Here is a 25752-nt window from a genome sequence, read left to right as displayed (position 1 = left end):
TCTCATTCTAAAAAAAATAAAAAGCAGAATATTTCAACGTTTTGAAATATTCCGCTCTGCATTTTTTCTAATCTAAAGCGACTGCATGATGACCATGAGAATCGGCACGACGATCAAAGACATCAGCGTCGTTTCCGTTACCATAACGGCCGCATAAGACGAATCGGCACCATACAGATTCGCAACGACGGGAGCATTCGTCATCACGGGCATCGCCGATTGCAGGATGAAGACGTGCTTCATCAAAGTCGGCATCGGCGCATGAATCACCAGAACCGTCATCAAAAGCGGTGCGCAAACGAAACGTCCGAACAAAATCAGCAGATTGTCCTTTTTCAAAGACATCTGTGCCAAGCCGGCATGAGATACCGAAATTCCGATGAACAGCATTGACAACGGAATCGTCAGGTTGCCGAGATACGCCAGATCACGATTGATGAACGTCGGCAGTCGCACGTCCAAAAGAACCAGCACGATTCCCAGCATAAATCCGAGCAAAGGCGGGGAAAAGACTTTGCCAAGCGTCTTTTTCAAATCAAACTTGGCACCTTTTTCACCGTCGCGCTGGATAAAAAACGTTCCGAGCGTCCAGAAAATCGTCGTATTGGCCATATAATAAATCAAAACGTAAGGAATGCTGCGATCACCAAACAACGCCTGGTTGATCGGAAGTCCGACAAAAATCGTGTTGGAGTTGAAAAACATCGACGTAAACAGCCCTTGACGACCTTTTTTGATGTTGAAAATTCTTACCAGCGCAAACGCGATCGCCATTAAAATCATCATTGAAAGCACCGGGAACCGAAGATCGGGCAGCATTTCCAAAAGCTCATGCGCCTTGAACTTTCCGGTGATCGTACTGAGCATGTAGCACGGCAGCGAGACTTGCGTGACCAGTTTGGCAATCAGCTTGTCGGCATCTCCTTTAAACCACCCGTGTTCAGTCAAACAATATCCGACGAGAATCATCCCCAAAATAACGAGAACGCCCGACAGACTTTCCATAAAGACTTGCATAATCTACCTTCTTTTTCATCATTTTTTAATCTTTTTCCAAAATTATAGCATTTAACGTCGGCAAATGCACTAGCCGTTTTCCGCTAAAACGCTTTTATTGCGAAAATATTTCAAGAGTTTTTAGAATCCGTTAAACTTCTCCTCTTCATCTATCATGAAACCGCTAAGATGTGTATAATGATACTATTCAATATTTCATTCAAAGGGGATTTGAAATGTCAGTTCATACTAAACGATCCGTTGACTCGCAAGACAAAACCAAAATCAGAAAATGGGTCTGCAGCTTTTTGCTGGTTGCCTTGCTTGGCGGGTTCTACGGTTGCGGTGCTTATCTCTACAGCATGCTACATACGGCTGAAAAGACGATCACTACAACATATAAAAAAGTCAAAATCAAAAAAGCGCGCAACGTTTCAAAAGTCTTGAAAGAAAAAAAACCGATTTCGATTCTGCTGCTAGGAACCGATACTGGCGACCTTGGCCGAAGCGATACGGGGAGAACCGATACGCTGATTGTCGCCAACGTCAATCCGACGACGCAGCGGACGACTTTGACGAGCATCCCGCGCGATACCTTGCTTAAAATTCCGAATTGCCGCGATCCGTATGACAAAATCAATTCCGCATATTCTGTCGGCGGCGTTCCGACGACCATCAAATCGATTCAAAAGCTGCTCGACGTTCCGATCGACTATTACGTGCTGCTCAACATGGGCGGATTAAGACAAGTCGTGGATTCAATCGGCGGAATCACCGTCACTCCGACGCTGACGTTCCAATATGAAGATGCGGACGTGGTTCAAGGCAAGAAAACGACTCTTGACGGCAAAGCAGCACTTTCTTATGCTCGCATGCGCCACGATGATCCGCTCGGAGATTACGGTCGTCAAAAACGTCAACGCCAGGTCATTCAGACCATTGCCAAGAAGGCTCTGAATTTTTCAAACGTCTCAAAATTTGACGACATTCTAAAGGCAGTCAAAGGCAACATGCAAACCGATCTCAGCTACGATGACATGTGGGCCATCGAAACAAATTACAAAAAGGCTGCCTCAAACATCAAATCCGATTGTCTGCAGGGAAAAAACGGATGGTATGATTCAACCTCATGGCAAGTTGCAACGTCAAAGGAACGAGCCCGCGTTTCAAAAAACATTCGTGAAGAACTCGGACTGGAAGAATCGACCGAAACGTTTACCGACGATACAGGCATTGCCGAACAGGCCATCGCAGGCGCCGAGGCAATTGGACAATAACAAGCACATGATAGAGGCTGTGAAAAATAATGCCTCAAATCGAAAAACCGGATGATTTGCAATTAATCGCAAATCTGATCCGTTTTTTTTCGTATGCAGGACGATTGCTTTCCACGATGGAAATAACCCAAAATAGTTTGGCGGTAATTTTGACTGTGATCCTGGCCGCTGATTTATCAGACCCGCATTTGGCAAAAGCTCTGCCGTTTACGGACACATCGATGAAAATGGGCTCTTTGTCCGTAGATTTGAGTGAGATCTTGGCTAAGACTGGTCGAGCAGCATCTTTTTAACGCAAAAAGTCCGCTTGTCAAAGGACAAGGGGACAAAAACTAAAATCTAAGCAACAAGCTGCCATAAGCCAACCCGGCACCGAAGCCCGTCAACAAGCAACGTTTCGGCCTCTTGCCTTGAGCAAGTGCTTCCGACAAGGCCAACGGGATTCCGACCGATGAAGTGTTTCCGGCCGTTTGAACGTTGATCTGAAATTTTTCAAGCGACAGATTCAAAGCCCTGGCAATATTTTCAATCAAACGCAGATTGGCCTGATGCGTGATCACCAAATCAAGGTCTTCAGGTTTCAGACCTTCCTTTTTCAAAAATTCGCACATATGAACGGTAATTTCGTCAGTCACAAAATTATAAACGGAACGGCCGTCTTGGTAAAAAGCATCCATCTTTGGGTAATTTTCAGCAGAAATTGCCTGAATCGGTTCGATGCGTCCACTGTGGATGACTTTCCCGTTTCCTTTTGCATGCAGTTCTTCTGCGATGAAGCTTTCATCTTCAGGGTTTTGGCTTGATTCCAACAAGACTCCAGCTGCTCCGTCGCCAAAAAAGACGGCAGACGTTCGGTCCTTGAAATCCATCATCTTGGAATTCGTTTCTGCGCTGATGACGATTGCTTTTTCGTACTGACCGCAGCGAATAAACTTTTCTGCAGTGGACAACGCAAAAACAAATCCGGCACAAGCGGCAGAAATATCATATGCAAATGCGTTGACGCAACCGGTCTTTCCTTGAACCAAAGCTGCAGTTGACGGCGTAATCGAATCCGGAGAAATCGTCGAAACGATAATCAGATCAATTTCTTCAGGACTGACTTCGGCTTTTTCCATCAAACTGACGGCTACTTTTGCAGCCATGTCGGACGTATTTTCTCCGATCGCAAAATGACGCGTTTTAATACCGGTATGACTTCTGATCCATTCATCGGAAGTTTCCATAATTGACGCCAGTTCGTCGTTCGTAACAATTCTTTTGGGCAGGTAGCCTGCGCTCGCACTGATTTTAACAGACATATGTTTCGTATCCTTTCGAATCTTTCCAAGGTATATCTTACCAGTTTTTTCATTAATGCGGAATACTTTGATCATTCAAAACAATCGAACGCATTAAAAAAGCTGCAGACCGATTTCTCAGCACTGCAGCTTGCGTTATGCGGGTAAATGGATTCGAACCATCACGGGCTCAACGCCCACCAGATCCTTAGTCTGACGCGTCTGCCAATTCCGCCATACCCGCGACAACATCATTAATTATATCAAGTTATTCACAGCTATGCAACCCTTAATTTCAAAAAAATTATCGTAAAACAAAAAAATCGCAGAACCGATTCTTCATCAGTCCTGCAATCTTAATCATGCGGGTAAATGGATTCGAACCATCACGGGCTCAACGCCCACCAGATCCTTAGTCTGACGCGTCTGCCAATTCCGCCATACCCGCAACAACGTTATTCATTATAACAGTCATTTTCAGCGGACGCAAGTCTTTTTCAAAAAAAATTATCGATACTCACGAATCTCGACCAATTTAATGTTTCCGCGGCACTTTGAACAGACAAAGCGCGCGGTATCGACGCGACGTTTGCGTTGATAAAGCATCCCGCATTTTTCGCATTCATAGATATAAAATCTTTCAACCCCTGGCTTTTCAGATTTTAATTCCGGTGCGTAACGCAAACCGTCGACTTTTTTCAATAATGCCTTGAATTCCGGATCCTTATGCTTGTATCCTTTTCCTTCCAAATGCAGATGATAATGACACAACTCATGTTTAATGATGCCGATCAGCACGTTCGAACCATGTTCCGTCAACATTTTGGGATTGATCTCAATATCGTGGTCTTTCAATCGATATCTTCCGCCCGTCGTTCTTAAGCGCCCGTTAAAGAAGGCACGGTGTTTGAATTTGCGTCCGAAATCTTCTGAAGAAATTTTTTCGACCAGTCCTTGAAGCGCTTGATCATTCATTCTTTGGATCCACCATCGTTAATTGAATGCGACCGCGTTTTTCATCCACGCTGTCAATCCACACGTCCACGATATCCCCCACGGACACGACATCGGAAGGATTTTTAACGAAACCTTTCTTGAGCTTGGAGACGTGAACAAGACCGTCCTGTTTGACCCCGATATCCACAAATGCCCCGAAATCCACGACGTTGCGCACCGTGCCTTGAAGCTTCATGCCTTCTTTTAAATCCTCAAGGTGCAAAACATCCGAGCGCAGCAGCGGTTTTTGCATCGAATCGCGCAGATCGCGCCCAGGTTTTTTCAGACTTTCCACAATGTCTTCAACGGTCTGAACGCCTGCGCCCGTTTTATTTGCAAAAGCCTGCGGATCAAAGCAGCTGAGCTTTTCCAAACCGGCTTTTGTCGACAGCTCTTCATTTTTTAGCCCCGTCTCCGTCAACAATCGGCGCGCCAGATCGTAGCTTTCGGGGTGGATGTCCGTATTATCAAGCGGTTCCCTGCCGTTTGGAATACGCAAAAAGCCGGCAGCCTGTTCAAATGCCTTGTCACCTAAGCGCTTGACCTTTTTTAACTGCGACCTTTTTTCAAATCGCCCGATTTCTGAACGATAATCCACGATATTTTGTGCGGTCGTCGCATTCAGCCCTGAAATGTGCTCCAACAGCTGCGGACTGGCAGTATTCAGATTTACTCCGACCTTGTTGACGCCCGTTTCGATTACGAACTTGAGCCTTTCATCCAAATCCTTTTCAGGCAGATCATGCTGATATTGTCCGACGCCGATTGCCTTCGGATCAATTTTAATCAGTTCTGCCAACGGATCCTGCAAACGGCGTGCGATGCTGACTGCGGAGCGCTCTTCGACGTTGAAGTCCGGGAATTCTCTTCTGGCAATTTCGCTTGCCGAATAGACCGAAGCACCGGCCTCGTTGACGATTACGTAGGAGACTTTTTCATCGATTTCCTTTAAAACGTTTGCGACAAAACTTTCTGATTCACGACTTGCCGTTCCGTTTCCGATGGCAATCGTCTTGACGCCATACTTTTGAATCAGGGTCTTGAGCGTCTTTTTCGCATCTGCGACTCGCCTTTGATCAACGCGTTCGCCTTTGTACTTTTCATGCGGGTAAATGACCGCTTTGGCCAAAAACTTGCCCGTTTCATCGACAACTGCCAGTTTGCATCCGGTCCGATAAGCCGGGTCAAGTCCTAGTACGACGCGACCTTTAAGCGGTGCCTGCATCAACAGATGGTAAAGATTGTCTCCAAAAACTTCGATTGCTTTTTTATCGGCCGTCTCCGTCAAATTGCTGCGTAATTCGCGTTCGATTGCCGGCTTGATAAAGCGTTTGTACGCATCGTTGCAAGCCTTTTTAACATATTCTGCCGAATCTTCTTCATGATTTTTGGCATAATGGCGGTACATCTGATTCAAGATTCGCTCATCGTCAAGTTCGAGCTTGACCCGCAAAACGCCCTGCTTTTCTCCGCGATCAAGCGCCAGCACTTGATATGATGTGAGTTTTTTTGCTAATGCCTCGAATTCGTAATAGTTTTTATAAACTTCCTGCGCATCTTCTGCATTCTTCTTCTTGGTGGCAACAATTTTACCGCGATTATCGGCCAGATCACGTACCATTTGTCTTGTTTGGGGATTTTCGCCAAAATTTTCGGCCAAAATTTCCATTGCTCCGTCAATAGCTGTCTTTTCTTCTTTAAGACCTAATTTCCGGGCAACTGCTTTTGATTTTGACTCAACCGTTTCTTTTTGAAACGTCAGCATCCACAGCGCAAACGGCTCCAAGCCTGCTTCCTTTGCAGCCTGGGCCTTTGTTCGTCTTTTTTGCTTGTATGGCAAATACAGATCTTCCAATTGCTGCATCGTTTCAGCTGCGTCGATTGATTTTTTCAGATTTTCGGTCAGCTTGCCGAGTTCTCCGATCCTTGCTTCAATATCGCTGCGTTTTTTTTCGATTTTTTCGACTCGTTGGTACTCATCGCTGATTTCTTTGATTTGAACTTCATCCAGACTCCCCGTTCTTTCTTTGCGATAGCGAGCAATAAACGGAACCGTATTGCCTTCTTCAAGCATCTTCAAAACAGCCTCTATCTGATGCTTTTTGCAAGGCATGGTTTGAGCAACGATTTCTAAATATCTTTTTTCCACATGCATCCCTCCGATTTCTTTTTTATTCTATACTGTCTGATCAAAAAATTACAATAAAAACCACGTCCGAAATCTCAGACGCGGTTCCTTTTATCTCATAATCTTCTTGACTAATCTGGCAATGTCGTCCATGGCATTTCCCTGCTCTTTTTCAGAAACGTCAAACTGCTCCGCATCAACCCATCTTCCAGCATAATCGATTGATGAATTCATATGAGCGCAGCCTTCACAAAAACGACGATACGCTCCGACAAGTTTCTTGTGCACCCCGATAATCGCAATCGGAGCTTCCAGTCCCTGCAATTTTCTGAGGTTATTCTCGTACAATTCAACGCCGTTTTCAAACTCTGCTTTTGTCTTGTCATAATCTTCAGGGGAAATGTCCTTTCCTTCGTCAAGAGCTTTCCTGAACGTTTCAAAAAACGGATTGAGCTTTGCGCCCATATTTTCGGTCGTTTCCATCACTTCGGCCAAAAACGCTGACGTAGTGCCCAAAATCTGCTCTGCGTTTCATTGACATCCTCCTTTACTTCCAAAACTCGTCATATACGTTAATCGGCATGTGACGCTTGTGCTGCGTCTTCAGATACCATCCTTCGATCGTTTCGGCAGCTTTTTCTTCGACTTCGCGTCCTTCCAAATAATCATCAATGTCTTTGTATGTTACGCCCAAAGCTGCTTCATCAGGCAATGCCGGTCGATCTTCCTCAAGATCAGCGGTCGGCGTTTTGAGATACAAATGTTCCGGAGCACCCAAAAGTTTAAGCATCTCACGACCTTGGCGCTTGTCAAGTCGCCAAAGAGGGCAGATGTCTGCACCGCCATCACCGTATTTCGTATAGAATCCGGTCACGGCTTCAGCAGCATGATCAGTCCCGGCAACGGCTCCGTTTTCGGAACCCGCAATCGCATATTGCGCAATCATGCGTTCGCGAGCCTTGATATTTCCCTTGTTGAAATCGCTGACCGTCAACCCGTTTGCCTCAACGGCCTCCATCATTGCATCACTTGACGGTTTGATGTTGACGCGCACGGTCTTGTCAGCTTTCATGAACTCAATTGCGTCCATTGCGTCCTGTTCATCGGCTTGATCGCCATACGGCAAACGAACGGCAATAAACTTGTAATCAGAGTTTCCCGTTTCTTCACGAAGCTCGCTGATTGCTTTTTGGCAAAGCGTTCCGCAAAGCGTCGAATCCTGGCCTCCGGAGATGCCAAGCACGATGGATTTGAAAAACGGATATTTCAAAAGATACGCTTTAATAAAATCGACTGAGCGACGAATCTCTTTTTCAGGATCAATTTCAGGCAAAACCTTAAGTTCATCAATAATTTGTTTCTGCAAAGGACGCATAACGTCTCCTCCCCTTCATGTCATAAAATGTATCATCATATTCATTGTACGCCTTTTAAACTAAAATTTCATTATAAATTTAATTGTACCACACAAAGCAAATCAACGTTATAATTGTCATTAGAGACAAAAAAAGAAAGCAGGTAAATACATGACCCAGCCATTTTCAACGGTCAACGTCTTGGGTTTTGACTTCATCAAAGCTACCCAACAGGAATTCGTCGAACAATTAAAAAAAGACAGCCTTTCTCACAAAAATCGTTTCGTGGTGACGGCCAATCCGGAAATCGTTTTGACCGCATTGAACGATCCTGAATATTCTTCAGTCATCAAAGGTGCAGATTATCTCACGGCAGATGGTATCGGCATCGTCAAAGGCGCCAAAATTCTCGGATCAAGTCTTCCGGGACGCGTCACCGGTTTCGACACGATGACTGCCATCCTAAAATGGTGCGATGAAGAACGTAAGAAAATCTACTTCCTCGGTGCAAAAAACGAAGTCATCATGACGATGATCGAAAAAATCAAAGCAACGTATCCCGGAATCGTCATCGCCGGTTTTCATGACGGATACTTCAAAGACGAGACAGGAATCGTTCGTGAAATTCAGTCTTCGGAACCCGATTTCGTTTTCTGTGCTTTGGGTTTTCCGAAGCAGGAATACTTTATTGAAAAAAACAGACGCGTCACCGATGCCATCTGGATGGGAATCGGCGGTTCTTTCGATGTTTTAGCCGGTTACGCCGAGCGCGCTCCGCAATGGTGGATCGATCACCACATCGAGTGGCTTTATCGTCTCTATAAGGAACCGACCAGATTCCTGCGCATGATGGCATTGCCGAAATATCTGCTCTTGGTTTACCGATACAAATTTTTCGGAAAATAAGCGCCAGCTCCTGAGCCTTTTATCGGGCTCAGGTTTTTTTATTTTTTCAAAAGAAGGGTCTGGAAAAAGTCCCGTTTCACCCTTGAAATAAATGAAGCATCGAACAAATGAAGGCGCAGGTCGACTGATTTCATCCGGCATTTTTTCAATTTTGAGACATGAAAACAGACTTTTTGTCAAATGCAGCACTGCGTATCGCCTGCTCAATCAATGCGTCAAACTGGCTTACGGGCAACGTTTTTTAAGATTTGCCCGTAATCTGAGACAACACTGCTTTGGCGAAAGCAACCGAGTAGAACATTTTTCCAATTTTTTGGATTTTTGTTCTACTTTTGGTTCCGCGCGGGTCGAATTTGGTGGCGGCGGTAGAACATTTTTTCAATTTTCGGGGATTTTGTTCTACTTTCGGAGCCGCACGCCTCAAATTTGGTGGCGGCGGTAGAACATTTTTTCAATTTTCGGGGATTTTGTTCTACTTTCGGAGCCGCACGCCTCGAATTTGGTGGCGGCGGTAGAACATTTTTTCAATTTTCGGAATTTTTGTTCTACTTTCGGAGCCGCACGCCTCAAATTTGGTGGCGGCGGTAGAACATTTTTTCAATTTTCGGGGATTTTGTTCTACTTTCGAGGCTGCGCGCCTTAGTTTCGAAGAGCCAGGTAGACAAAAACCAGGCATTTATCACGGTAAAACAAAAAACGACCGTGCTTTCGACACGATCGTTCGTTAAGATCCACTTTAAAAGAAATGCGATTCGTTACTTTTCCAGATAAAATTCGAATTTGTCGCCGGCATACTGTGTCCTGACATATTCAAACGGTGTCCCGTCGCCAAGTTCCGTAATCTGTCTCAGCCTGAGAATTGCCGAACCGCGCTTGATGTTCAAATACTCGGCAATCCTTTCTGATGCAACCTGAGCAGAGACGCTTTGTTGCGCGTGACCGATTTTCCGTCCGCTTTCTTCAAGCGTTCGATAAAGCGACGTGGTAATCTGATTACGCTCGTAATCTTTGACGAGACTATAGGGAAGCGTAGCGACCTCGAAACAGATAGGCACTTCGTCCGCATAACGGATACGCTCCATTCGAAGAACCTTTTCATCGTCTTTAAGCTTCAATCGTTCCATTTCGCTCAAAGAAGGAGTCGTCACCAAATAAGAAACCGTTCGACTGGAAGGTTTTTTGCCTTGTTCTTCCATCAACTCCGTAAAACTCGTCACGCCGGTCATTTTTTCCTGCACTTTTTTGCGTGCAACAAAGGTTCCGGCACCGACTTGGCGCTCCAAGATTCCTTCTTCGACCAAAGTCTGAACCGCCTGACGCAAAGTCATTCGACTAACGTTAAATTCCAAAGCAAGCTCACGTTCAGAGGGGATTCGATCACCAACAGCCCACACGCCAGCCTCAATATCTTTTTTTATCTGGTTATGAATTTGAATATAAACCGGTGAACTCATAAAAAATCACCCTCCATAATTTTGATTATTCTTTAAAAAGCCTCCCGAAGCTGTACGTTGCTTCAAGTTCCATCTTATCGTCGAAAATATTAAAATCTGCATCCTTGCCAGCTTCAATTGCGCCTTTGGACGTCAGGTTGAATTCACGCGCCTGGTTGACTGAACTCATCTTGACCGCATCTTCAATGCTGCAGCCGGTGAATTTCATAATATTGGCAAATGCATCCTTAAACATCAGGACTGATCCTGCCAATGTTCCGTCTTCAAGGCGAGCCTGTCTGTCCTTGACGATGACCTTTTGACCGCCAAGTTCAGAAACGCCTTCAGGCATGCCCTTGGCGCGCATTGAATCCGTGATGAGTTCAATCTTGTCTGCTCCTTTCAGCTCATAGGCAAGCTTGATCATGTCAGGGCAAACATGAAATCCGTCAGCAATCATTTCGCAGCGAATATTGTCTTCAAGCAAAGCGTGACCGGTTACGCCTGGTTCACGGTGCTTAAATTCGCGCTGAGCATTGTACAAGTGCGTGATATGCGTTGCGCGCGAATGCTTCATTTCTTCTCTTGTTGCGTTGCTGTGACCGCATGAAGGAACAATTCCGTGTTCCAGACAATACTGTTCAAATTCAGGCGAAGTCTTGTGCTCAGGAGCATACGTCACGAGCCTGATCATGTTTCCGGAAACCTTGTTCCAGTGATCGAACAGCTCGACGTCCGGAGCTTCGATATACTCTTCCGGCTGAGCTCCCTTGAAAACAGGCGATACGAACGGTCCTTCCAAATGAACGCCCTGAATGACGGGATTTTTTTCAGCAGCTTTCTTAACGGCCGCCAAGGCATTTTCAATATTTTGGTGAGATTGCGTCATCGTCGTCGCAAAATAGGTCGTCACGCCTTCGCAAACCATGTGATTTACCATTTCATCGATTTCGTCGGCATTGCCGTCCATCGTGTCAAAACCGTAGCCGCCATGGCTATGAACGTCAATAAAACCAGGCACGATCGTCTTGCCCAGCACGTCAACAATTTCATCATCAGAAGATTTGCAAACATATTCGCTCATTCTGCCGACGGCTTCGATCTGCTTGTCAAACCTGATGTAACCATCCTCAATCTTCTCTGAACCAGTATAAATTACTGCATGTTTGATAACCTTGCTCATAATTGAACCCGCTTTCTTAATTTTGATTACAGTTCAATCATAATTGGTATAGACCAAAAAGTCAAGCAAACGGCTATTATTTTTTGTCTTTGTCAACTGTCGCGTCTAAACCTTTAATGACAGAAGTCGTAAATCCGTATTCTTCCATAGCTAAAAGTCCGGCTACCGTCGTTCCCCCCGGAGAACAGACGTCATCAACAAGGTCCATCGGACTTTTGGATGCTTCCAAAACCTTCAGAGCACTTCCTAAAACGGCTTGAGCCGCAATTTCAGTTGCCTGTCTCTTGTTTAACCCGTACTTGACGCCCGACCGAGACATCGCGTCGATAAAGAGATACACGTAAGCAGGAGAACTGCCCGCAAGCGCGACGAACGTGCTGAAGTCCTTTTCTTCCATTTCAGTCGTCTTGCCGATAGAATCAAAAAGATCCGTTACTTCGGAAAATTCGGTTTCAGTCACCTTTTTGCCTGCCTTCAGGGCAGTCATTCCCTCACCGATTTCAACGTTTACGTTCGGCATGATTCTGATGATTTTGGCTGCCGGAAAATGCAGTGCATCAGCCAGCTCTGCAATGCTGACGCCCGTAACCATCGAAACGAGCACTGGATTTTTTCTTTCAAATTCAGTGCTTACTTCTTCCAAAACGTCTTTGGAAACGATTGGTTTGACTGCCAAAAAAACAATCTCTGCGTTTTTGACGACGTCTGAGTTGCTTTCGCAAGGATTGAGCCCTTTTTCTTTCGCATAGCTTTCATAGCTGCTTTTGTGAGCACTGTGTATGTACACGTCCTCACCGGAAATCTTTTGTTCAGCAATCAAGCCGTTGATAATCGCCCTGGCCATGTTGCCTGCACCAATAAAGCCTAATTTCATCTAAATCACCTCTTGCTTACATTTTACAACCTTTTGCGAAACTATACCAGTGAACAAGCTCTTCATGATTTTTCAAAACACATAAGCCGTGTCTTTTGAGAAATTGAAACCGAAACAGAATTTTACTTTGATATGGAAAAAAAGACAAGGGTCATAAAACCCTTGTCTCAAAGCGATATATAATTGGGGTAACTGGATTCGAACCAGTGCATGACGGTACCAAAAACCGTTGCCTTACCGCTTGGCTATACCCCAATGGTGGTGGAAGGGAGTGGATTCGAACCACCGAACCCGAAGGAGCGGATTTACAGTCCGCCGCGTTTAGCCAGACTTCGCTACCCTTCCATTACCTTGAACATCTGATGCCTTATCGCACCCGACTTAAATATAATAACGTGTTTGAAAGCTTAATGCAAGTCTTTTTTCGATTTTTTTGAATATTATTTTAAAAAAACGCCTGAAAACGTGAGATAACCGACTTTTTCGCCCCAAACTCTTTTTTGAAAAAGCCGTTTCTTTACTGAATTTAGCAAAAAAGCCGGGAAAATTCCCGGCTGAAAACTAGTTTATTTTACATCCAGCATCAATTTCCTGATTCTTGGTGCAAGAATCAGCAGCAAGATTCCAAAGACAATCGTAATGATGCCGACAACGCCGAAGTACATGACTTCCGTTTCGTGAGAATATAAACGCACGATCTGCGCGTTAAGTGCTTGCGCAACTGCATCGCTTAAGAACCAGATGCTCATCATTTGTGCCTTGAATGCATTCGGAGCAAGTTTTGAAGTTACCGAAAGCCCGATCGGTGAAATCAGCATTTCACCACAAATTACGAGTGCCCAGCTCATGATCAGCCAAAACGGACTGACCTTTGCGGACGTCCCGAAAGCCATTCCCGGAATCATCATCCAAACAAACGAAATTCCGGCAAAGAACAGTCCATATGCAAACTTGACCGGAGATGACGGTTGTCTTTTGCCGAGTTTCGTCCACAGTTTGGCAAAGAACGGAACATAAATCATGATGAACAAAGGATTCATGCTTTGGAACAAACTTGAAGGAAAAGCATGTCCGAAAATCGTCAGACGAGTTTGTTCGTTTGCAAATAATGCCAAAACGACCGATCCTTGTTCTTCAATTGACCAAAAGAGAATCGAAGCCAAGAAAAGAGGAATGTAGGCGAAAACACGCGAACGTTCTGCTTTGGTCGTTTTCTTGCTTCCAAGCATCATGATGAAGTAGTAGACCGGAATAAGAACAGCGATAACGGTAATCAAGTTGATGATGTTCGTGATATTCAAAGCATCAAAAAGTTGCATTATGATCAGGATCAAGATAAGCAAAACGACACCCGAACCTGATTTGACTGCGACTTTTTTCAACTCTTCGCCTTCAATCGGATCGCTTGGGTAAAGACTGTTGTTTGAAAGATACTTCTTGCCGTCCATCACGTATTGAACAAGCCCAAAAAACATTCCGATTGCTGCAAGCGAAAATCCAAGGTGGAAGTTGACGTTTTGTCCTAAATATCCGACTGCAATCGGCGCAATGAAAGCGCCCATATTAATGCCGAAGACAAAAATACTGAAGCCGGCATCGCGTCTCGGATCGGTATCGCTGTATAAGTCGCCGACCATTCCTGAAACGTTTGGCTTGAGCAGCCCCGTACCGATAACGATCAATGCGATCGAAACAAACAGCGCAACTCTGCCAAAAGGCGTTGCTAAAGCAATATGGCCAAACATGATCAAAACTCCACCGATAAAGACCGTTTTTCTGCTTCCCAAGACACGGTCGCTCAAAAAACCTCCAATAACGCTTGAAAGATAAACAAGCGATCCGTAAATCGACATGATTGACGCAGCCGTGGTCTTGTCAAATCCAAGTCCGCCTTCTGCGACCGAGTAGTACATGTAGAACAAAAGGATGGCGCGCATTCCATAGTAACTGAATCTTTCCCACATTTCCGTGAAAAAAAGCGTGGCCAATCCACGTGGGTGACCAAAGAATGAGACATCCTGTGGTTTATTATCCATAAAAATTCCTCCAGACGAATAACTGCTGTCTAAAACCACTTTAAATGATTGAGTTTTTACTCAATGCTTATAATTATATTAATCATACAACATAGGGTCAAGCTAATTCATATTTTATCTTTTATAAATTGAGTCTTATTTAACGTTTTTTTCATTTCAATTTAACCGCAATTAACGCGGATGCAATTTTTTATTGCTCGATTTAACGTTCATTTAATTCCAAAGGTTGATTTTAATCATTTTGACTTCATCGTCTGAATTTAATAAAAATCTTCTAAATTATTACTAATTTTGCATTATAGAAGACATCATTTAAGGTAATATGAGTAAGGTAATATGAGATTGTTAAGAATCAAACCAGTCGATGATCACTATCTCAAGACAAGGTTCATCCATGTTATCTCATCGACCGACAAGAAAGGAGAAGGCGAGGTATTGTGAAATGATGCCACAATATTCGAAAATATTGGAAACTCGCCCAAAAGCAAATGAAAAAATTATCGTAATTGCTACCGGTGGCACGATTGCCGGAAGCGGAGAAGATGGTCGCACAACAGAATATCGTGCAGGTACGATTGACGTCAGCGATATTCTGGAAACCATTCCTCAGATTAATAATCTGGCTGAAATTGAAATGGTTCCGCTCATTTCGGTCGATTCAAACGAAATGAACGAACGATACTGGATAAAACTGCGCAATACCATCAACGAGCAGGCAAAACGTCCTGACGTTGACGGAATCGTCATTACTCACGGAACCGACACGATTGAAGAAACCGCTTATTTTCTTAATCTGACGATTGCGACTGAAAAACCCGTTGTTTTGACCGGGGCAATGCGTCCTGCCACCGCAACGAGTCCCGATGGTCCGTTCAATCTTTTTCAGGCAATTGCTCTTGCGGCAAATGAAAAGGCCCACGATTGCGGCGTCATGTGTCTGTTTTCAAGCACGATCTATTCTGCACGCAACATTGCAAAAACAAACAATCATAAAATAGATGCTTTTGGTCTGAATGAACAGGCAGCATTGGGATATATGCGCGATGCCGATGTCTTCATCACGAATCATCCAACGACAAAACACACGCTGCGTTCCAAGTTTTGCAACCAACAATTTGACGCTTTTCCTAAAGTTAAGATGGCAACGTATTATGCAGGAGCCGACACCGATATTCTGGATGCGCTAAAACACGATTGCGACGGGATTGTCGTCATCGGAACCGGCAGCGGCAATTATTCTCAGGCATGGATGCAAAAACTTGATGAATTAGCGGAAAGCGGCATAGTCATCGTCAGAAGTTCCCGCGTTCCGCACTCGATCGTTTTTGATGAGCAAATTTTTGACCCGAAGAACCACTTTATCGGCTCCAATACTTTAACCCCGTTTAAAGCCAGAATCTTACTGATGCTTTGTCTGACTCAAACACGCAACATCGAAGAAATACGCAATACTTTTTTCAGATATTGATTATTGAAGGATTGCGCATTGAGTCGTCCAAGCAATCTGATGACAAATTTGATTTACCTGATTTGTCTTTTTCTTAAAAATATCATCAAAAATAGCGATGCATGGCACGCCAACCTGAAACAAGAATAAATGCCTCAGGTTATTCGTGTACGCATCGCTATTTTAATAATCGGTTGCCAAAAATGCAAAATGATATCTGTTGTCAACCGCCACCGACTAAAGTCAGCGGCTTGTGAGCTATGAACCCTAACGGATTTCAGACCACAATTTACATAGATACAAAAAACTTGCCTGACCGTCCGAAGCCGTAATCAAGCAGCGGTCGTCTAATTACCAATGTCTTTTATGTCCACTATGTCCACAGGTTGCCATAGGGACGATACAGTCATAGATAAACTTGTACATGATGCAATTGCCTGCCTTGATTCTCAACAATGCAATTGCTAAGCTGTTCGCTGTCTATAATTAAACAAAAAAAGCCTGTAGTGATACAGACTCAAAGTACTTTGGATGCCGGTTGCTGGACTCGAACCAGTGACCCTCGGTTTACGATACCGATGCTCTACCAACTGAGCTAAACCGGCAAAATGACCCGTACGGGATTTGAACCCATGTTACCGCCGTGAAAGGGCGGTGTCTTAACCACTTGACCAACGGGCCATAAACTAATGCTCTTAGTTTAAAAAACTCCGGCAGGCGGACTCGAACCGTCGACAGCCTGATTAACAGTCAGGTGCTCTACCAACTGAGCTATGCCGGAATAATAAAGCATGGCAACGTCCTACCCTCACAGGGGGCGATCCCCCAACTACTCTCGGCGCTATGGAGCTTGACTTCTGTGTTCGGAATGGGAACAGGTATATCCTCCATGCCATCATCACCACACTATTTTCCTTGAGAAAACCTTGTTCTCTCAAAACTAGACAATATTCACTTCTCTTTTCAAGAACCTGCGTTTTTTTGGTTAAGTCCTCGACCGATTAGTAATGGTCCGCTCCATGCGTCGCCGCACTTCCACTTCCATCCTATCTACCTGATCATCTCTCAGGGGTCTTAACTCCATAAAGGAGTGGGAAATCTTATCTCGAGGTGAGTTTCGCACTTAGATGCTTTCAGCGTTTATCTCATCCATACATAGCTACCCAGCGATGCCCTTGGCAGAACAACTGGTACACCAGCGGTATGTCCATCCCGGTCCTCTCGTACTAAGGACAGATCCTCTCAAATTTCCTGCGCCCGCGACGGATAGGGACCGAACTGTCTCACGACGTTCTGAACCCAGCTCGCGTACCGCTTTAATGGGCGAACAGCCCAACCCTTGGGACCGACTACAGCCCCAGGATGCGATGAGCCGACATCGAGGTGCCAAACCTCCCCGTCGATGTGGACTCTTGGGGGAGATAAGCCTGTTATCCCCAGGGTAGCTTTTATCCGTTGAGCGATGGCCCTTCCATGCGGAACCACCGGATCACTAAGCCCGACTTTCGTCCCTGCTCGACTTGTAGGTCTCGCAGTCAAGCTCCCTTATGCCTTTACACTCTGTGAATGATTTCCAACCATTCTGAGGGAACCTTTGGGCGCCTCCGTTACCTTTTAGGAGGCGACCGCCCCAGTCAAACTGCCCACCTGACACTGTCTCCCGCCGTGATTGCCGGCGTGGGTTAGAGTGTTCATACAACGAGGGTAGTATCCCACCGATGCCTCCGTCGAAACTAGCGTCCCGACTTCTACGGCTCCTACCTATCCTGTACAAGTTGTACAAACACCCAATATCAAGCTACAGTAAAGCTCCATGGGGTCTTTCCGTCCTGTCGCGGGTAACCCGCATCTTCACGGGTATTATAATTTCACCGAGTCTCTCGTTGAGACAGTGCCCAGATCGTTACGCCTTTCGTGCGGGTCGGAACTTACCCGACAAGGAATTTCGCTACCTTAGGACCGTTATAGTTACGGCCGCCGTTTACTGGGGCTTCAATTCTGAGCTTCGCTTGCGCTAACCCATCCTCTTAACCTTCCAGCACCGGGCAGGCGTCAGCCCCTATACTTCATCTTACGATTTTGCAGAAACCTGTGTTTTTGATAAACAGTCGCCTGGGCCTATTCACTGCGGCTGATCTTGCGATCAGCACCCCTTCTCCCGAAGTTACGGGGTCATTTTGCCGAGTTCCTTAACGAGAGTTCTCTCGCTCACCTTGGTCTTCTCGACCCGACTACCTGTGTCGGTTTGCGGTACGGGCGGTCTGATTCTAACTAGAAGCTTTTCTTGGCAGTGTGACGTCACTCACTTAGAACGATAAATCGTTCATGCCCGTCACAGCTTGTCCTTGAGCCGGCAAGCATTTGACTCGCCGACAGACTTGCTGCTTGGACGCACATCCGATAGTGCGCATCGTTAGCCTCCTGCGTCCCTCCGTTGTTCAAACAAATCAGACCGGTACGGGAATATCAACCCGTTGTCCATCGCCTACGCCTCTCGGCCTCAGCTTAGGTCCCGACTAACCCTGGGAGGACGAGCCTTCCCCAGGAAACCTTAGTCATTCGGTGGACAGGATTCTCACCTGTCTTTCGCTACTCATACCGGCATTCTCACTTCTAAGCGCTCCACCGGTCCTTACGGTCCGGCTTCACCGCCCTTAGAACGCTCTCCTACCATGCAGCAAAGCTGCATCCACGATTTCGGTAATGTGTTTAGCCCCGTTACATTTTCGGCGCAGGATCACTCGACTAGTGAGCTATTACGCACTCTTTAAATGGTGGCTGCTTCTGAGCCAACATCCTAGTTGTCTGTGCAATTCCACATCCTTTTCCACTTAACACATATTTAGGGACCTTAATCGGTGGTCTGGGCTGTTTCCCTTTCGACTACGGATCTTATCACTCGCAGTCTGACTCCCGGATATAAATCAGTGGCATTCGGAGTTTATCTGAATTCAGTAACCCAAGACGGGCCCCTAGTCCAAACAGTGCTCTACCTCCACGATTCTCAACTCCGAGGCTAGCCCTAAAGCTATTTCGGAGAGAACCAGCTATCTCCAAGTTCGATTGGAATTTCACCGCTACCCACACCTCATCCCAGCATTTTTCAACATACACGGGTTCGGTCCTCCAGTGCGTTTTACCGCACCTTCAACCTGGACATGGGTAGGTCACCTGGTTTCGGGTTTACACCAACGTACTCGTTCGCCCTGTTCAGACTCGCTTTCGCTGCGGCTCCGGCCTTTCCGCCTTAACCTCGCACGTTAGCATAACTCGCCGGTTCATTCTACAAAAGGCACGCCATCACCCGTTAACGGGCTCTGACTACTTGTAGGCACATGGTTTCAGGTACTCTTTCACTCCCCTCCCGGGGTGCTTTTCACCTTTCCCTCACGGTAATGGTTCACTATCGGTCACTAGGGAGTATTTAGCCTTGGGAGATGGTCCTCCCGGATTCCGACGGAGTTTCACGTGTTCCGCCGTACTCAGGATCCTGGACTGAGGAAACAACGTTTCGTTTACAGGGCTGTTACCTTCTCTGGCTGATCTTCCCATATCATTCGACTACGTTATTTCTTGGTAACTCAGATGTCCAGTCCTACAACCCCAGAGAGCAAGCTCTCTGGTTTGGGCTGTTCCCCGTTCGCTCGCCGCTACTTAGGGAATCGAATTTTCTTTCTCTTCCTGCGGGTACTTAGATGTTTCAGTTCCCCGCGTCTACCTTCAGCTCAACTATGAATTCATTGAGCGATAACAGGCAAAGCGTGCTGGGTTTCCCCATTCGGAAATCTCCGGATCACAGTCTACTTACGACTCCCCGAAGCATATCGCAGTTAGTCACGTCCTTCATCGGCTCCTAGTGCCAAGGCATCCACCATGCGCCCTTAATAACTTAACCTATAATATTTATCTTGCGATAAACGGTTATGAGTTTTGCGATTAAGAACTAATTTCTTGTTTTAAACTCTTTAAAACGCGGTGTTCTCGGTTATAAAAATTAACAAAGAAATAAAATATTATCTAGTTTTCAAAGAACAAGTTTTGAGGAAACAAATCCCTCAAAACTAAACAAAGTTTCGAATCATGTGCAGATTCCGTAATTCATTCCTTAGAAAGGAGGTGATCCAGCCGCAGGTTCTCCTACGGCTACCTTGTTACGACTTCACCCCAATCATCTGTCCCACCTTAGGCGGCTGGCTCCAAAAGGTTACCCCACCGACTTTGGGTGTTACAAACTCTCATGGTGTGACGGGCGGTGTGTACAAGGCCCGGGAACGTATTCACCGCGACATGCTGATTCGCGATTACTAGCGATTCCGACTTCATGCAGGCGAGTTGCAGCCTGCAATCCGAACTGAGAACGGCTTTAAGAGATTAGCTTGCCCTCGCGAGTTAGCGACTCGTTGTACCGTCCATTGTAGCACGTGTGTAGCCCAGGTCATAAGGGGCATGATGATTTGACGTCATCCCCACCTTCCTCCGGTTTGTCACCGGCAGTCTCGCCAGAGTGCCCAACTTAATGATGGCAACTGACAATAAGGGTTGCGCTCGTTGCGGGACTTAACCCAACATCTCACGACACGAGCTGACGACAACCATGCACCACCTGTCATTCTGTCCCCGAAGGGAACGTTCCATCTCTGGAATTGTCAGAAGATGTCAAGACCTGGTAAGGTTCTTCGCGTTGCTTCGAATTAAACCACATGCTCCACCGCTTGTGCGGGCCCCCGTCAATTCCTTTGAGTTTCAGTCTTGCGACCGTACTCCCCAGGCGGAGTGCTTAATGCGTTAGCTGCAGCACTGAAGGGCGGAAACCCTCCAACACTTAGCACTCATCGTTTACGGCGTGGACTACCAGGGTATCTAATCCTGTTTGCTACCCACGCTTTCGAACCTCAGCGTCAGTTACAGACCAGAGAGCCGCTTTCGCCACTGGTGTTCTTCCATATATCTACGCATTTCACCGCTACACATGGAGTTCCACTCTCCTCTTCTGCACTCAAGTCTTCCAGTTTCCAATGCACTACTTCGGTTAAGCCGAAGGCTTTCACATCAGATTTAAAAGACCGCCTGCGTTCCCTTTACGCCCAATAAATCCGGACAACGCTTGCCACCTACGTATTACCGCGGCTGCTGGCACGTAGTTAGCCGTGGCTTTCTGGTCAGATACCGTCAATACGTGAACAGTTACTCTCACGCACGTTCTTCTCTGACAACAGAATTTTACGACCCGAAGGCCTTCTTCATTCACGCGGCGTTGCTCCATCAGACTTTCGTCCATTGTGGAAGATTCCCTACTGCTGCCTCCCGTAGGAGTTTGGGCCGTGTCTCAGTCCCAATGTGGCCGATCAACCTCTCAGTTCGGCTACGTATCATCACCTTGGTAGGCCATTACCCCACCAACAAGTTAATACGCCGCAGGCCCATCCAAAAGTGACAGCAAAAGCCGTCTTTTACATAAACATCATGCGGTGTTCATGGTTATGCGGTATTAGCACCTGTTTCCAAGTGTTATCCCCCTCTTTTGGGCAGGTTGCCTACGTGTTACTCACCCGTTCGCCACTAAGCTTCTTTCGGTGAATGCAAGCATTCGGTGAAAGAAAGCTTCGTTCGACTTGCATGTATTAGGCACGCCGCCAGCGTTCGTCCTGAGCCAGGATCAAACTCTCAATTTATAGTTTGTGACTCAAAATTTACTAGCGAATTGACTTCGCAAATATTGTTGCTCTCGTTTAAAACAAGAAGCCCTGCACATTTGCTTATCGAAACTTTGTTCAGTTTTCAAAGATCTGTTTCGCAAGTCACTCGTTGCGACTTCTTAAGTATATCATCAACAAATTATCTTGTCAATAACTTTTTAAAAGTTATTTTCGATTCGATTTAATAAAATCAATTTGCCGACCAAATTATTATCGCACCTTTCAAAAGGAATGTCAATAATAATTTTATTTTGTATTATCACCAAAAGTGACAACTTGATAATCATAACACGTAAAAATCAATGTGTCAACACCTTTTACGAATTTAAAATCAAGCACTCTTCATTAGCAACTCTTTAAGTATACCATGTCAAAATAAAATAGCAAGCACTTTTTTAAATGTTTTTTCCGTCAGCCACTCGACCTTTTTTTAATTGCACGCTATTTCAATAATCAACCGAACTTTATTTAAATCCGACAAAAAAACGATCATTTATTCCCCGGGAAATATTTTTGACGCAGTTTCAAAATTTCTTGGCAGCATCAACGAATGCTGCTAAAAGTTTCACCTGTTCTTCAGAATCAAACATCATTTCCGGATGCCATTGAACTGCCAGCACAAACGGATGATTCATCACCTCGATTGCCTCTGGGACTCCGTCTTCCGACTTTCCCTTGATTTCGCATCCTTTTCCCGGCAACCTGACTCCCTGATGATGATAGGAATTGACCATGACGCTGCTTTTTCCGAAGATATCCGCAAAGCGACTCCGCGGTTCAAAATCGACTCGATGCCAGCCCTCATTGCGCGGATACCTACTTCCGGAATGACTTTCAAAGCCTCCTTCCCTGACAAGATCCTGGTACAGAGTTCCGCCGCAGGCAACGTTGATGATCTGAATTTCCCGGCATATACCCAAAACCGGCCGCTTTTTTTCAAACAGAAAATAATTTGCGATCTCGATATCCTGCCTGTCTCTTTTCGGCATGACCCTGCCGCAGTATTCCTTGGGAAATTCGCCATAACAGACCGGATCAACGTCATGCCCGCCGGTGATGACGACTCCGTCCAGACAATCCAGAATCGACTTGACGTTTTGAGGATTTTCATACTGCGGAATTATGACCGGTACGGCACCGGCTTTTTCTAATATGTAAACATAGTCTCCGGCAACAAAATTCCAATCTTGCCCAGGAGTTCCTCCATTGTTTCTATCTTATGGGTCAGAAGATAATTGATAGATTTTGCAAACTCCTGTAAGTTGGAGAGATTCTTCCCTCTCCGTTTCATCTCCGCATAGAAATTTGGGAGCGGTAGTCTGTCGTGCGTTTTCCTGTCGCCTGCAGTCGTCTCAGACTGCATCTGCCTGCATACACAGGTCACTGATCATAAGGCTTTGATCAGCCGCCCATCATCGGGAGTGTCATTATGATTCCGCTTGCTTTCAGAAAAAGAAAGGTCATGGCAGAACTCCTGGTAGGCTTTCAGGGTGCACTTATCAAGTGTCAAGTTTCAGTGAAGGAACATTCCAAAACGTCCTCTAATTACTAAAGTCAAATGACTTGGCATGATGCAAAAAATTCGTGATATTTTTTACATTTTTATCATTTTTTCTTTTACTTTCGTTAGTCCCTTCATATACTCTGTATTGGGGGTGACAAAATCGGACATGATTTTGGGAATTTTTGAAAAATAACTATTCCTCTACCTATAAAGCGTTGGAAATGGTATTTACCACCCCCTTTTTGCAAGTTTTTTATGCGTAAACGAAATATTTCTTCACTAATTGCAAGTTTCAAATGGTATTTGGACGGTGCTTGTCTAAAAGAATTTATTTTTCCACTAACCACATGTGGCAGGGTGTACAATGTCAGATGCTTTTTGAAAAAAGTCAAAAAAAGAAGCATTAACTTTTTACGATTAATGCTCTTTGGGTTAATCATTAAAAATTTATTTCGTCTGCAAGATCAGATACATGTTGAAAATGCTGTTGTTTAGGTTTTTCCTCTTGCTCTTTCAAACGATTTTCTCTTTCTTTAATTTCTTGTTCTTTTTTATTTGCTTCCTCAACACACAATAGCAAAGTATCTCTATGGTAATTTTTCACTTCATCAATTGTTGTTCCGTTTAAAATAATTTTTGATCCTATAACTGAAGCAATCCCTGGTCTATGCATAGTGGTAAATCTAGGTGGACTGTTCCATATTGCGACAAATATTTGTCCCCATAATCCACTAGGTGTTTTTGATAATTGAAATGGAACTGAATACAAAGCACTTCCTCGGCTTCCGTCCATTTTCGGAATAGTCACTTCATTTGTAATTATACCTAAGATATGAATTGCTTCTTCCTGATCTAAATTTTTTTGAAAATTCCCTACTGTAGATGGTTTTTTCCCAATAGCCGGCTTCTTCTTTTTTCCAAAGATAGTAGTCAGCAAGTCATGATATTGTTCTTGAGAAAATGGTGTTTCTGACAAGTCAATACTCAATTTTCCTGCACAAAATTTAGGCAATGCCGTCTCAAAAGTACCTCTTCTTAATACAGGAATAAACTTTCTTTCGTTATGATGATTGAATAATTCATCAGAAATTATATGCCCCTCATACCCTACACCACCAGTTCTTTTATCAGCTTTTTCCTTATACAATGGTGTACAGATAATCAAAACATAATCTGCATCCGTAATAGATTGTTCCATAAATTGTGGTAAACGATCACCTAATGATAAATCATATTGATCAACTACAACATTTATCCCATCAGATAATAATTGATCAGCAAAATCTTTTACCCATCTTTTATGCTCATCACCATCCCATGAATATGATATAAACACAGTTGGACAACTGGCATCCACGGTATATCTTTGTTCCATCTTTTTATCCTCTGTTACGATATCTGAATATGAACTGTATCTTTCTAGCAAAAATTTATGTAATTCTTTTGCTTCTGGATTATTTGCAAAAAACGGAAGTTCCGCTATCTCTTTTATAATGGAGAATTGTTGTTCTCCTGAAAATGAAGATAAATTTTGGTACATAGCAGTTCTTTTATTTTTTACTTTTTTCCCAAAATCTCCCCAATCTGTTGTAGCTATCGGAATATCTACCCCATATTTAATTGCATATTTATTGCATTGTTTAACCAATTCAGCTCGATTCAATCCTTGTGTAGTATCGGCCAAAACATCAGCGGCATATGATATAAATACATCCGGTAATTTATTTGTACTAATAACGGTTCACTCCCTTATTTATTGTCAGTTCCATAGCTGTTTTTCAGAATCATTTTTACATATGTTGAAATTCTGTCGCTCGTCTGCATCTATTTTACCATTTCCGGTGTCAACATCGAATTGAAACCTGCATATGAAGAAAAGCCCAGTATATAAATAGCCATCGCAAAAGTAAGATCAGTACCTTCAATAGAACTCTCTTTTGCAATTTCACGCAATTCATCAATAACTGTATCATGCGGAACAAGATTTTCTCCTTCCGTTTCAACTTGGATTACTTCTGGTAAGGGCATGCATATCTGATAGAAAGCATCGTCCTGTCCAGTTACCAATGCGTAAAATTTATCCATACTCACACGACGAATCAGCATATGTCCCACTTTCTGATTGTCCACTGAAGTTTCCCATTTAATGTTCTGAGATTTTTTTGCAATTGCCTCAACTAAAAAAACATGCACAGTCATCATCTTTTAATCACTGGCTCTGCATTTTTATAAACGTTTTTCCAGCTGCTGCTGAGTTCATCGTATTGTGCTTATTTTTCATTTCTACATATACTCGGTGAACTACTGATCCATCTGGTAATTTAATTCCATATGGTTTTGTATGTCTTTCCTTTATCATGCGATAATAGACCTCTTACATTTTCAAATAAAAACATCTTAGACTGTAACTTTTCCAAAAATATTGCATATAGAACTCATTCAGATCACTACATTTATTTGAGATTTCTGTCATATAGTCAAAAACAACTTTTCCCTGTTTTGGCGATAACTTCCGAATTACCTTTTGCACTTTCAGTTCCAGTTCTTCATTGAATGGATCATACTGCTCTCCATCTTTTTCCTGATAAACCTGTTCCATTCTTTTTCCGATCAGATCATTCAGGAACTCTTCCATATTTTC

General features: G+C 44.4%; 18 protein-coding genes, 7 tRNA genes, 3 rRNA genes and 2 pseudogenes. 5 read left to right on the top strand and 25 right to left on the bottom strand.

Annotation, left to right across the window (positions count from 1 at the left end; translation table 11 throughout):
* Positions 1-72: 72 nt before the first annotated feature.
* A complete protein-coding gene (locus LRC_RS02075; protein WP_014072949.1) occupies positions 73-1017 on the bottom strand; it encodes an AEC family transporter in 945 nt (314 codons plus the stop codon).
* A gap of 215 nt (positions 1018-1232) precedes the next feature.
* Here LRC_RS02075 and LRC_RS02070 point away from each other — a divergent pair, with 215 nt between their 5' ends.
* Together LRC_RS02070 and LRC_RS11500 are read left to right on the top strand one after the other, a co-directional pair.
* Complete coding sequence (locus LRC_RS02070) at positions 1233-2273, top strand: LCP family glycopolymer transferase (protein WP_014072948.1); 1041 nt, start codon at positions 1233-1235, stop codon at positions 2271-2273.
* 29 nt (positions 2274-2302) lie between these two features.
* Positions 2303-2566, top strand: a complete 264-nt coding sequence (locus LRC_RS11500; protein WP_014072947.1) for a hypothetical protein — start codon at positions 2303-2305, stop codon at positions 2564-2566.
* A gap of 39 nt (positions 2567-2605) precedes the next feature.
* Here LRC_RS11500 and LRC_RS02060 read toward each other — a convergent pair whose 3' ends face one another.
* The 7 genes from LRC_RS02060 to nadE all read right to left on the bottom strand — a co-directional run bounded on the left by LRC_RS02060 (position 2606) and on the right by nadE (position 8052).
* Complete coding sequence (locus tag LRC_RS02060) at positions 2606-3574, bottom strand: beta-ketoacyl-ACP synthase III (protein ID WP_014072946.1); 969 nt, start codon at positions 3572-3574, stop codon at positions 2606-2608.
* A gap of 138 nt (positions 3575-3712) precedes the next feature.
* Positions 3713-3797 (bottom strand) — tRNA-Leu (locus tag LRC_RS02055).
* A 119-nt stretch (positions 3798-3916) separates the two neighbouring features.
* Positions 3917-4001, bottom strand: a tRNA-Leu gene (locus LRC_RS02050).
* A gap of 59 nt (positions 4002-4060) precedes the next feature.
* The gene (locus tag LRC_RS02045; protein WP_014072945.1) at positions 4061-4528 is read right to left on the bottom strand and encodes a SprT family protein; all 468 of its coding nucleotides are present in this window, start codon (positions 4526-4528) and stop codon (positions 4061-4063) included.
* Positions 4521-6698: a Tex family protein gene (locus LRC_RS02040; RefSeq protein ID WP_014072944.1), complete on the bottom strand. Its 2178-nt coding sequence runs from the start codon at positions 6696-6698 to the stop codon at positions 4521-4523. The genes LRC_RS02045 and LRC_RS02040 overlap by 8 nt, the downstream gene beginning before the upstream one ends.
* 90 nt (positions 6699-6788) lie before the next feature.
* Positions 6789-7163 carry a hypothetical protein gene (locus LRC_RS02035; protein WP_420805674.1) on the bottom strand — a complete coding sequence of 125 codons (375 nt, stop codon included), beginning with the start codon at positions 7161-7163 and terminating at the stop codon, positions 6789-6791.
* 61 nt (positions 7164-7224) lie between these two features.
* The gene (nadE, locus tag LRC_RS02030) at positions 7225-8052 is read right to left on the bottom strand and encodes an ammonia-dependent NAD(+) synthetase (protein WP_014072942.1); all 828 of its coding nucleotides are present in this window, start codon (positions 8050-8052) and stop codon (positions 7225-7227) included.
* Between the two features lie 151 nt (positions 8053-8203).
* Here nadE and LRC_RS02025 point away from each other — a divergent pair, with 151 nt between their 5' ends.
* Entirely contained in the window at positions 8204-8938 is a 735-nt protein-coding gene (locus LRC_RS02025) for a WecB/TagA/CpsF family glycosyltransferase (protein WP_014072941.1), read from the top strand.
* A 91-nt stretch (positions 8939-9029) separates the two neighbouring features.
* Positions 9030-9380: a hypothetical protein gene (locus LRC_RS11645; protein ID WP_041819819.1), complete on the top strand. Its 351-nt coding sequence runs from the start codon at positions 9030-9032 to the stop codon at positions 9378-9380.
* Between the two features lie 313 nt (positions 9381-9693).
* Here LRC_RS11645 and LRC_RS02015 read toward each other — a convergent pair whose 3' ends face one another.
* The 6 genes from LRC_RS02015 to LRC_RS01990 all read right to left on the bottom strand — a co-directional run bounded on the left by LRC_RS02015 (position 9694) and on the right by LRC_RS01990 (position 14464).
* A complete protein-coding gene (locus LRC_RS02015) occupies positions 9694-10392 on the bottom strand; it encodes a GntR family transcriptional regulator (RefSeq protein ID WP_014072940.1) in 699 nt (232 codons plus the stop codon).
* A 25-nt stretch (positions 10393-10417) separates the two neighbouring features.
* Positions 10418-11554 carry an N-acetylglucosamine-6-phosphate deacetylase gene (nagA, locus tag LRC_RS02010; protein WP_014072939.1) on the bottom strand — a complete coding sequence of 379 codons (1137 nt, stop codon included), beginning with the start codon at positions 11552-11554 and terminating at the stop codon, positions 10418-10420.
* Between the two features lie 76 nt (positions 11555-11630).
* Positions 11631-12428 carry a pyrroline-5-carboxylate reductase gene (gene proC / locus LRC_RS02005; protein WP_003696840.1) on the bottom strand — a complete coding sequence of 266 codons (798 nt, stop codon included), beginning with the start codon at positions 12426-12428 and terminating at the stop codon, positions 11631-11633.
* A 183-nt stretch (positions 12429-12611) separates the two neighbouring features.
* Positions 12612-12683 (bottom strand) — tRNA-Gln (locus LRC_RS02000).
* Positions 12684-12687: 4 nt separating this feature from the next.
* Positions 12688-12773, bottom strand: a tRNA-Tyr gene (locus tag LRC_RS01995).
* Positions 12774-12994: 221 nt separating this feature from the next.
* A complete protein-coding gene (locus tag LRC_RS01990) occupies positions 12995-14464 on the bottom strand; it encodes a peptide MFS transporter (protein ID WP_014072938.1) in 1470 nt (489 codons plus the stop codon).
* Positions 14465-14906: 442 nt separating this feature from the next.
* On the opposite strand from LRC_RS01990, the gene LRC_RS01985 reads away from it, so the two are divergent.
* Positions 14907-15932 carry an asparaginase gene (locus LRC_RS01985; protein ID WP_258414453.1) on the top strand — a complete coding sequence of 342 codons (1026 nt, stop codon included), beginning with the start codon at positions 14907-14909 and terminating at the stop codon, positions 15930-15932.
* A gap of 511 nt (positions 15933-16443) precedes the next feature.
* Here LRC_RS01985 and LRC_RS01980 read toward each other — a convergent pair.
* The 11 genes and pseudogenes from LRC_RS01980 to LRC_RS11665 all read right to left on the bottom strand — a co-directional run.
* A tRNA-Thr gene (locus tag LRC_RS01980) sits at positions 16444-16516 on the bottom strand.
* Between the two features lie 4 nt (positions 16517-16520).
* A tRNA-Glu gene (locus LRC_RS01975) sits at positions 16521-16592 on the bottom strand.
* Positions 16593-16619: 27 nt separating this feature from the next.
* Positions 16620-16692, bottom strand: a tRNA-Asn gene (locus LRC_RS01970).
* Positions 16693-16700: 8 nt separating this feature from the next.
* Positions 16701-16817: ribosomal RNA gene (gene rrf / locus LRC_RS01965) — 5S ribosomal RNA — on the bottom strand.
* A 75-nt stretch (positions 16818-16892) separates the two neighbouring features.
* Positions 16893-19806 (bottom strand): 23S ribosomal RNA (locus tag LRC_RS01960).
* A 214-nt stretch (positions 19807-20020) separates the two neighbouring features.
* A 16S ribosomal RNA gene (locus LRC_RS01955) occupies positions 20021-21583 on the bottom strand.
* The 16S, 23S and 5S rRNA genes sit together here with 3 tRNA genes alongside, the layout of an rRNA operon.
* Positions 21584-22131: 548 nt before the next feature.
* Positions 22132-22788 (bottom strand): annotated as a pseudogene (locus LRC_RS01950) (gamma-glutamyl-gamma-aminobutyrate hydrolase family protein); the annotation flags it as partial.
* A gap of 762 nt (positions 22789-23550) precedes the next feature.
* A complete protein-coding gene (locus tag LRC_RS01940; RefSeq protein ID WP_080876943.1) occupies positions 23551-24795 on the bottom strand; it encodes a toll/interleukin-1 receptor domain-containing protein in 1245 nt (414 codons plus the stop codon).
* A 140-nt stretch (positions 24796-24935) separates the two neighbouring features.
* Positions 24936-25313, bottom strand: a complete 378-nt coding sequence (locus LRC_RS01935; protein ID WP_455768901.1) for an Eco47II family restriction endonuclease — start codon at positions 25311-25313, stop codon at positions 24936-24938.
* 7 nt (positions 25314-25320) lie between these two features.
* On the bottom strand, positions 25321-25392 hold the full coding sequence (locus LRC_RS12340) for an Eco47II family restriction endonuclease (protein WP_455768902.1): 72 nt from the start codon (positions 25390-25392) through the stop codon (positions 25321-25323).
* 43 nt (positions 25393-25435) lie between these two features.
* Positions 25436-25540, bottom strand: a pseudogene (locus tag LRC_RS11665) (DNA cytosine methyltransferase); the annotation flags it as partial.
* Positions 25541-25752: the final 212 nt, after the last annotated feature.

This window comes from Ligilactobacillus ruminis ATCC 27782 (assembly GCF_000224985.1).
Classification (GTDB): domain Bacteria; phylum Bacillota; class Bacilli; order Lactobacillales; family Lactobacillaceae; genus Ligilactobacillus; species Ligilactobacillus ruminis.
The sequence above is the reverse complement of the archived record's forward strand: the minus strand, read 5'-3'. Positions and strand labels throughout refer to the sequence as shown.

Coding starts and splice junctions, on each gene's coding strand:
- nadE (WP_014072942.1), bottom strand. CDS start 8,052: ATGCGTCCTTTGCAGAAACAAATTATTGATGAACTTAAGGTTTTGCCT.
- LRC_RS02060 (WP_014072946.1), bottom strand. CDS start 3,574: ATGTCTGTTAAAATCAGTGCGAGCGCAGGCTACCTGCCCAAAAGAATT.
- LRC_RS11500 (WP_014072947.1), top strand. CDS start 2,303: ATGCCTCAAATCGAAAAACCGGATGATTTGCAATTAATCGCAAATCTG.
- LRC_RS02075 (WP_014072949.1), bottom strand. CDS start 1,017: ATGCAAGTCTTTATGGAAAGTCTGTCGGGCGTTCTCGTTATTTTGGGG.
- LRC_RS02070 (WP_014072948.1), top strand. CDS start 1,233: ATGTCAGTTCATACTAAACGATCCGTTGACTCGCAAGACAAAACCAAA.
- proC (WP_003696840.1), bottom strand. CDS start 12,428: ATGAAATTAGGCTTTATTGGTGCAGGCAACATGGCCAGGGCGATTATC.
- nagA (WP_014072939.1), bottom strand. CDS start 11,554: ATGAGCAAGGTTATCAAACATGCAGTAATTTATACTGGTTCAGAGAAG.
- LRC_RS01935 (WP_455768901.1), bottom strand. CDS start 25,313: ATGATGACTGTGCATGTTTTTTTAGTTGAGGCAATTGCAAAAAAATCT.
- LRC_RS11645 (WP_041819819.1), top strand. CDS start 9,030: ATGAAGCATCGAACAAATGAAGGCGCAGGTCGACTGATTTCATCCGGC.
- LRC_RS01985 (WP_258414453.1), top strand. CDS start 14,907: ATGATGCCACAATATTCGAAAATATTGGAAACTCGCCCAAAAGCAAAT.
- LRC_RS02015 (WP_014072940.1), bottom strand. CDS start 10,392: ATGAGTTCACCGGTTTATATTCAAATTCATAACCAGATAAAAAAAGAT.
- LRC_RS02025 (WP_014072941.1), top strand. CDS start 8,204: ATGACCCAGCCATTTTCAACGGTCAACGTCTTGGGTTTTGACTTCATC.
- LRC_RS02045 (WP_014072945.1), bottom strand. CDS start 4,528: ATGAATGATCAAGCGCTTCAAGGACTGGTCGAAAAAATTTCTTCAGAA.
- LRC_RS01990 (WP_014072938.1), bottom strand. CDS start 14,464: ATGGATAATAAACCACAGGATGTCTCATTCTTTGGTCACCCACGTGGA.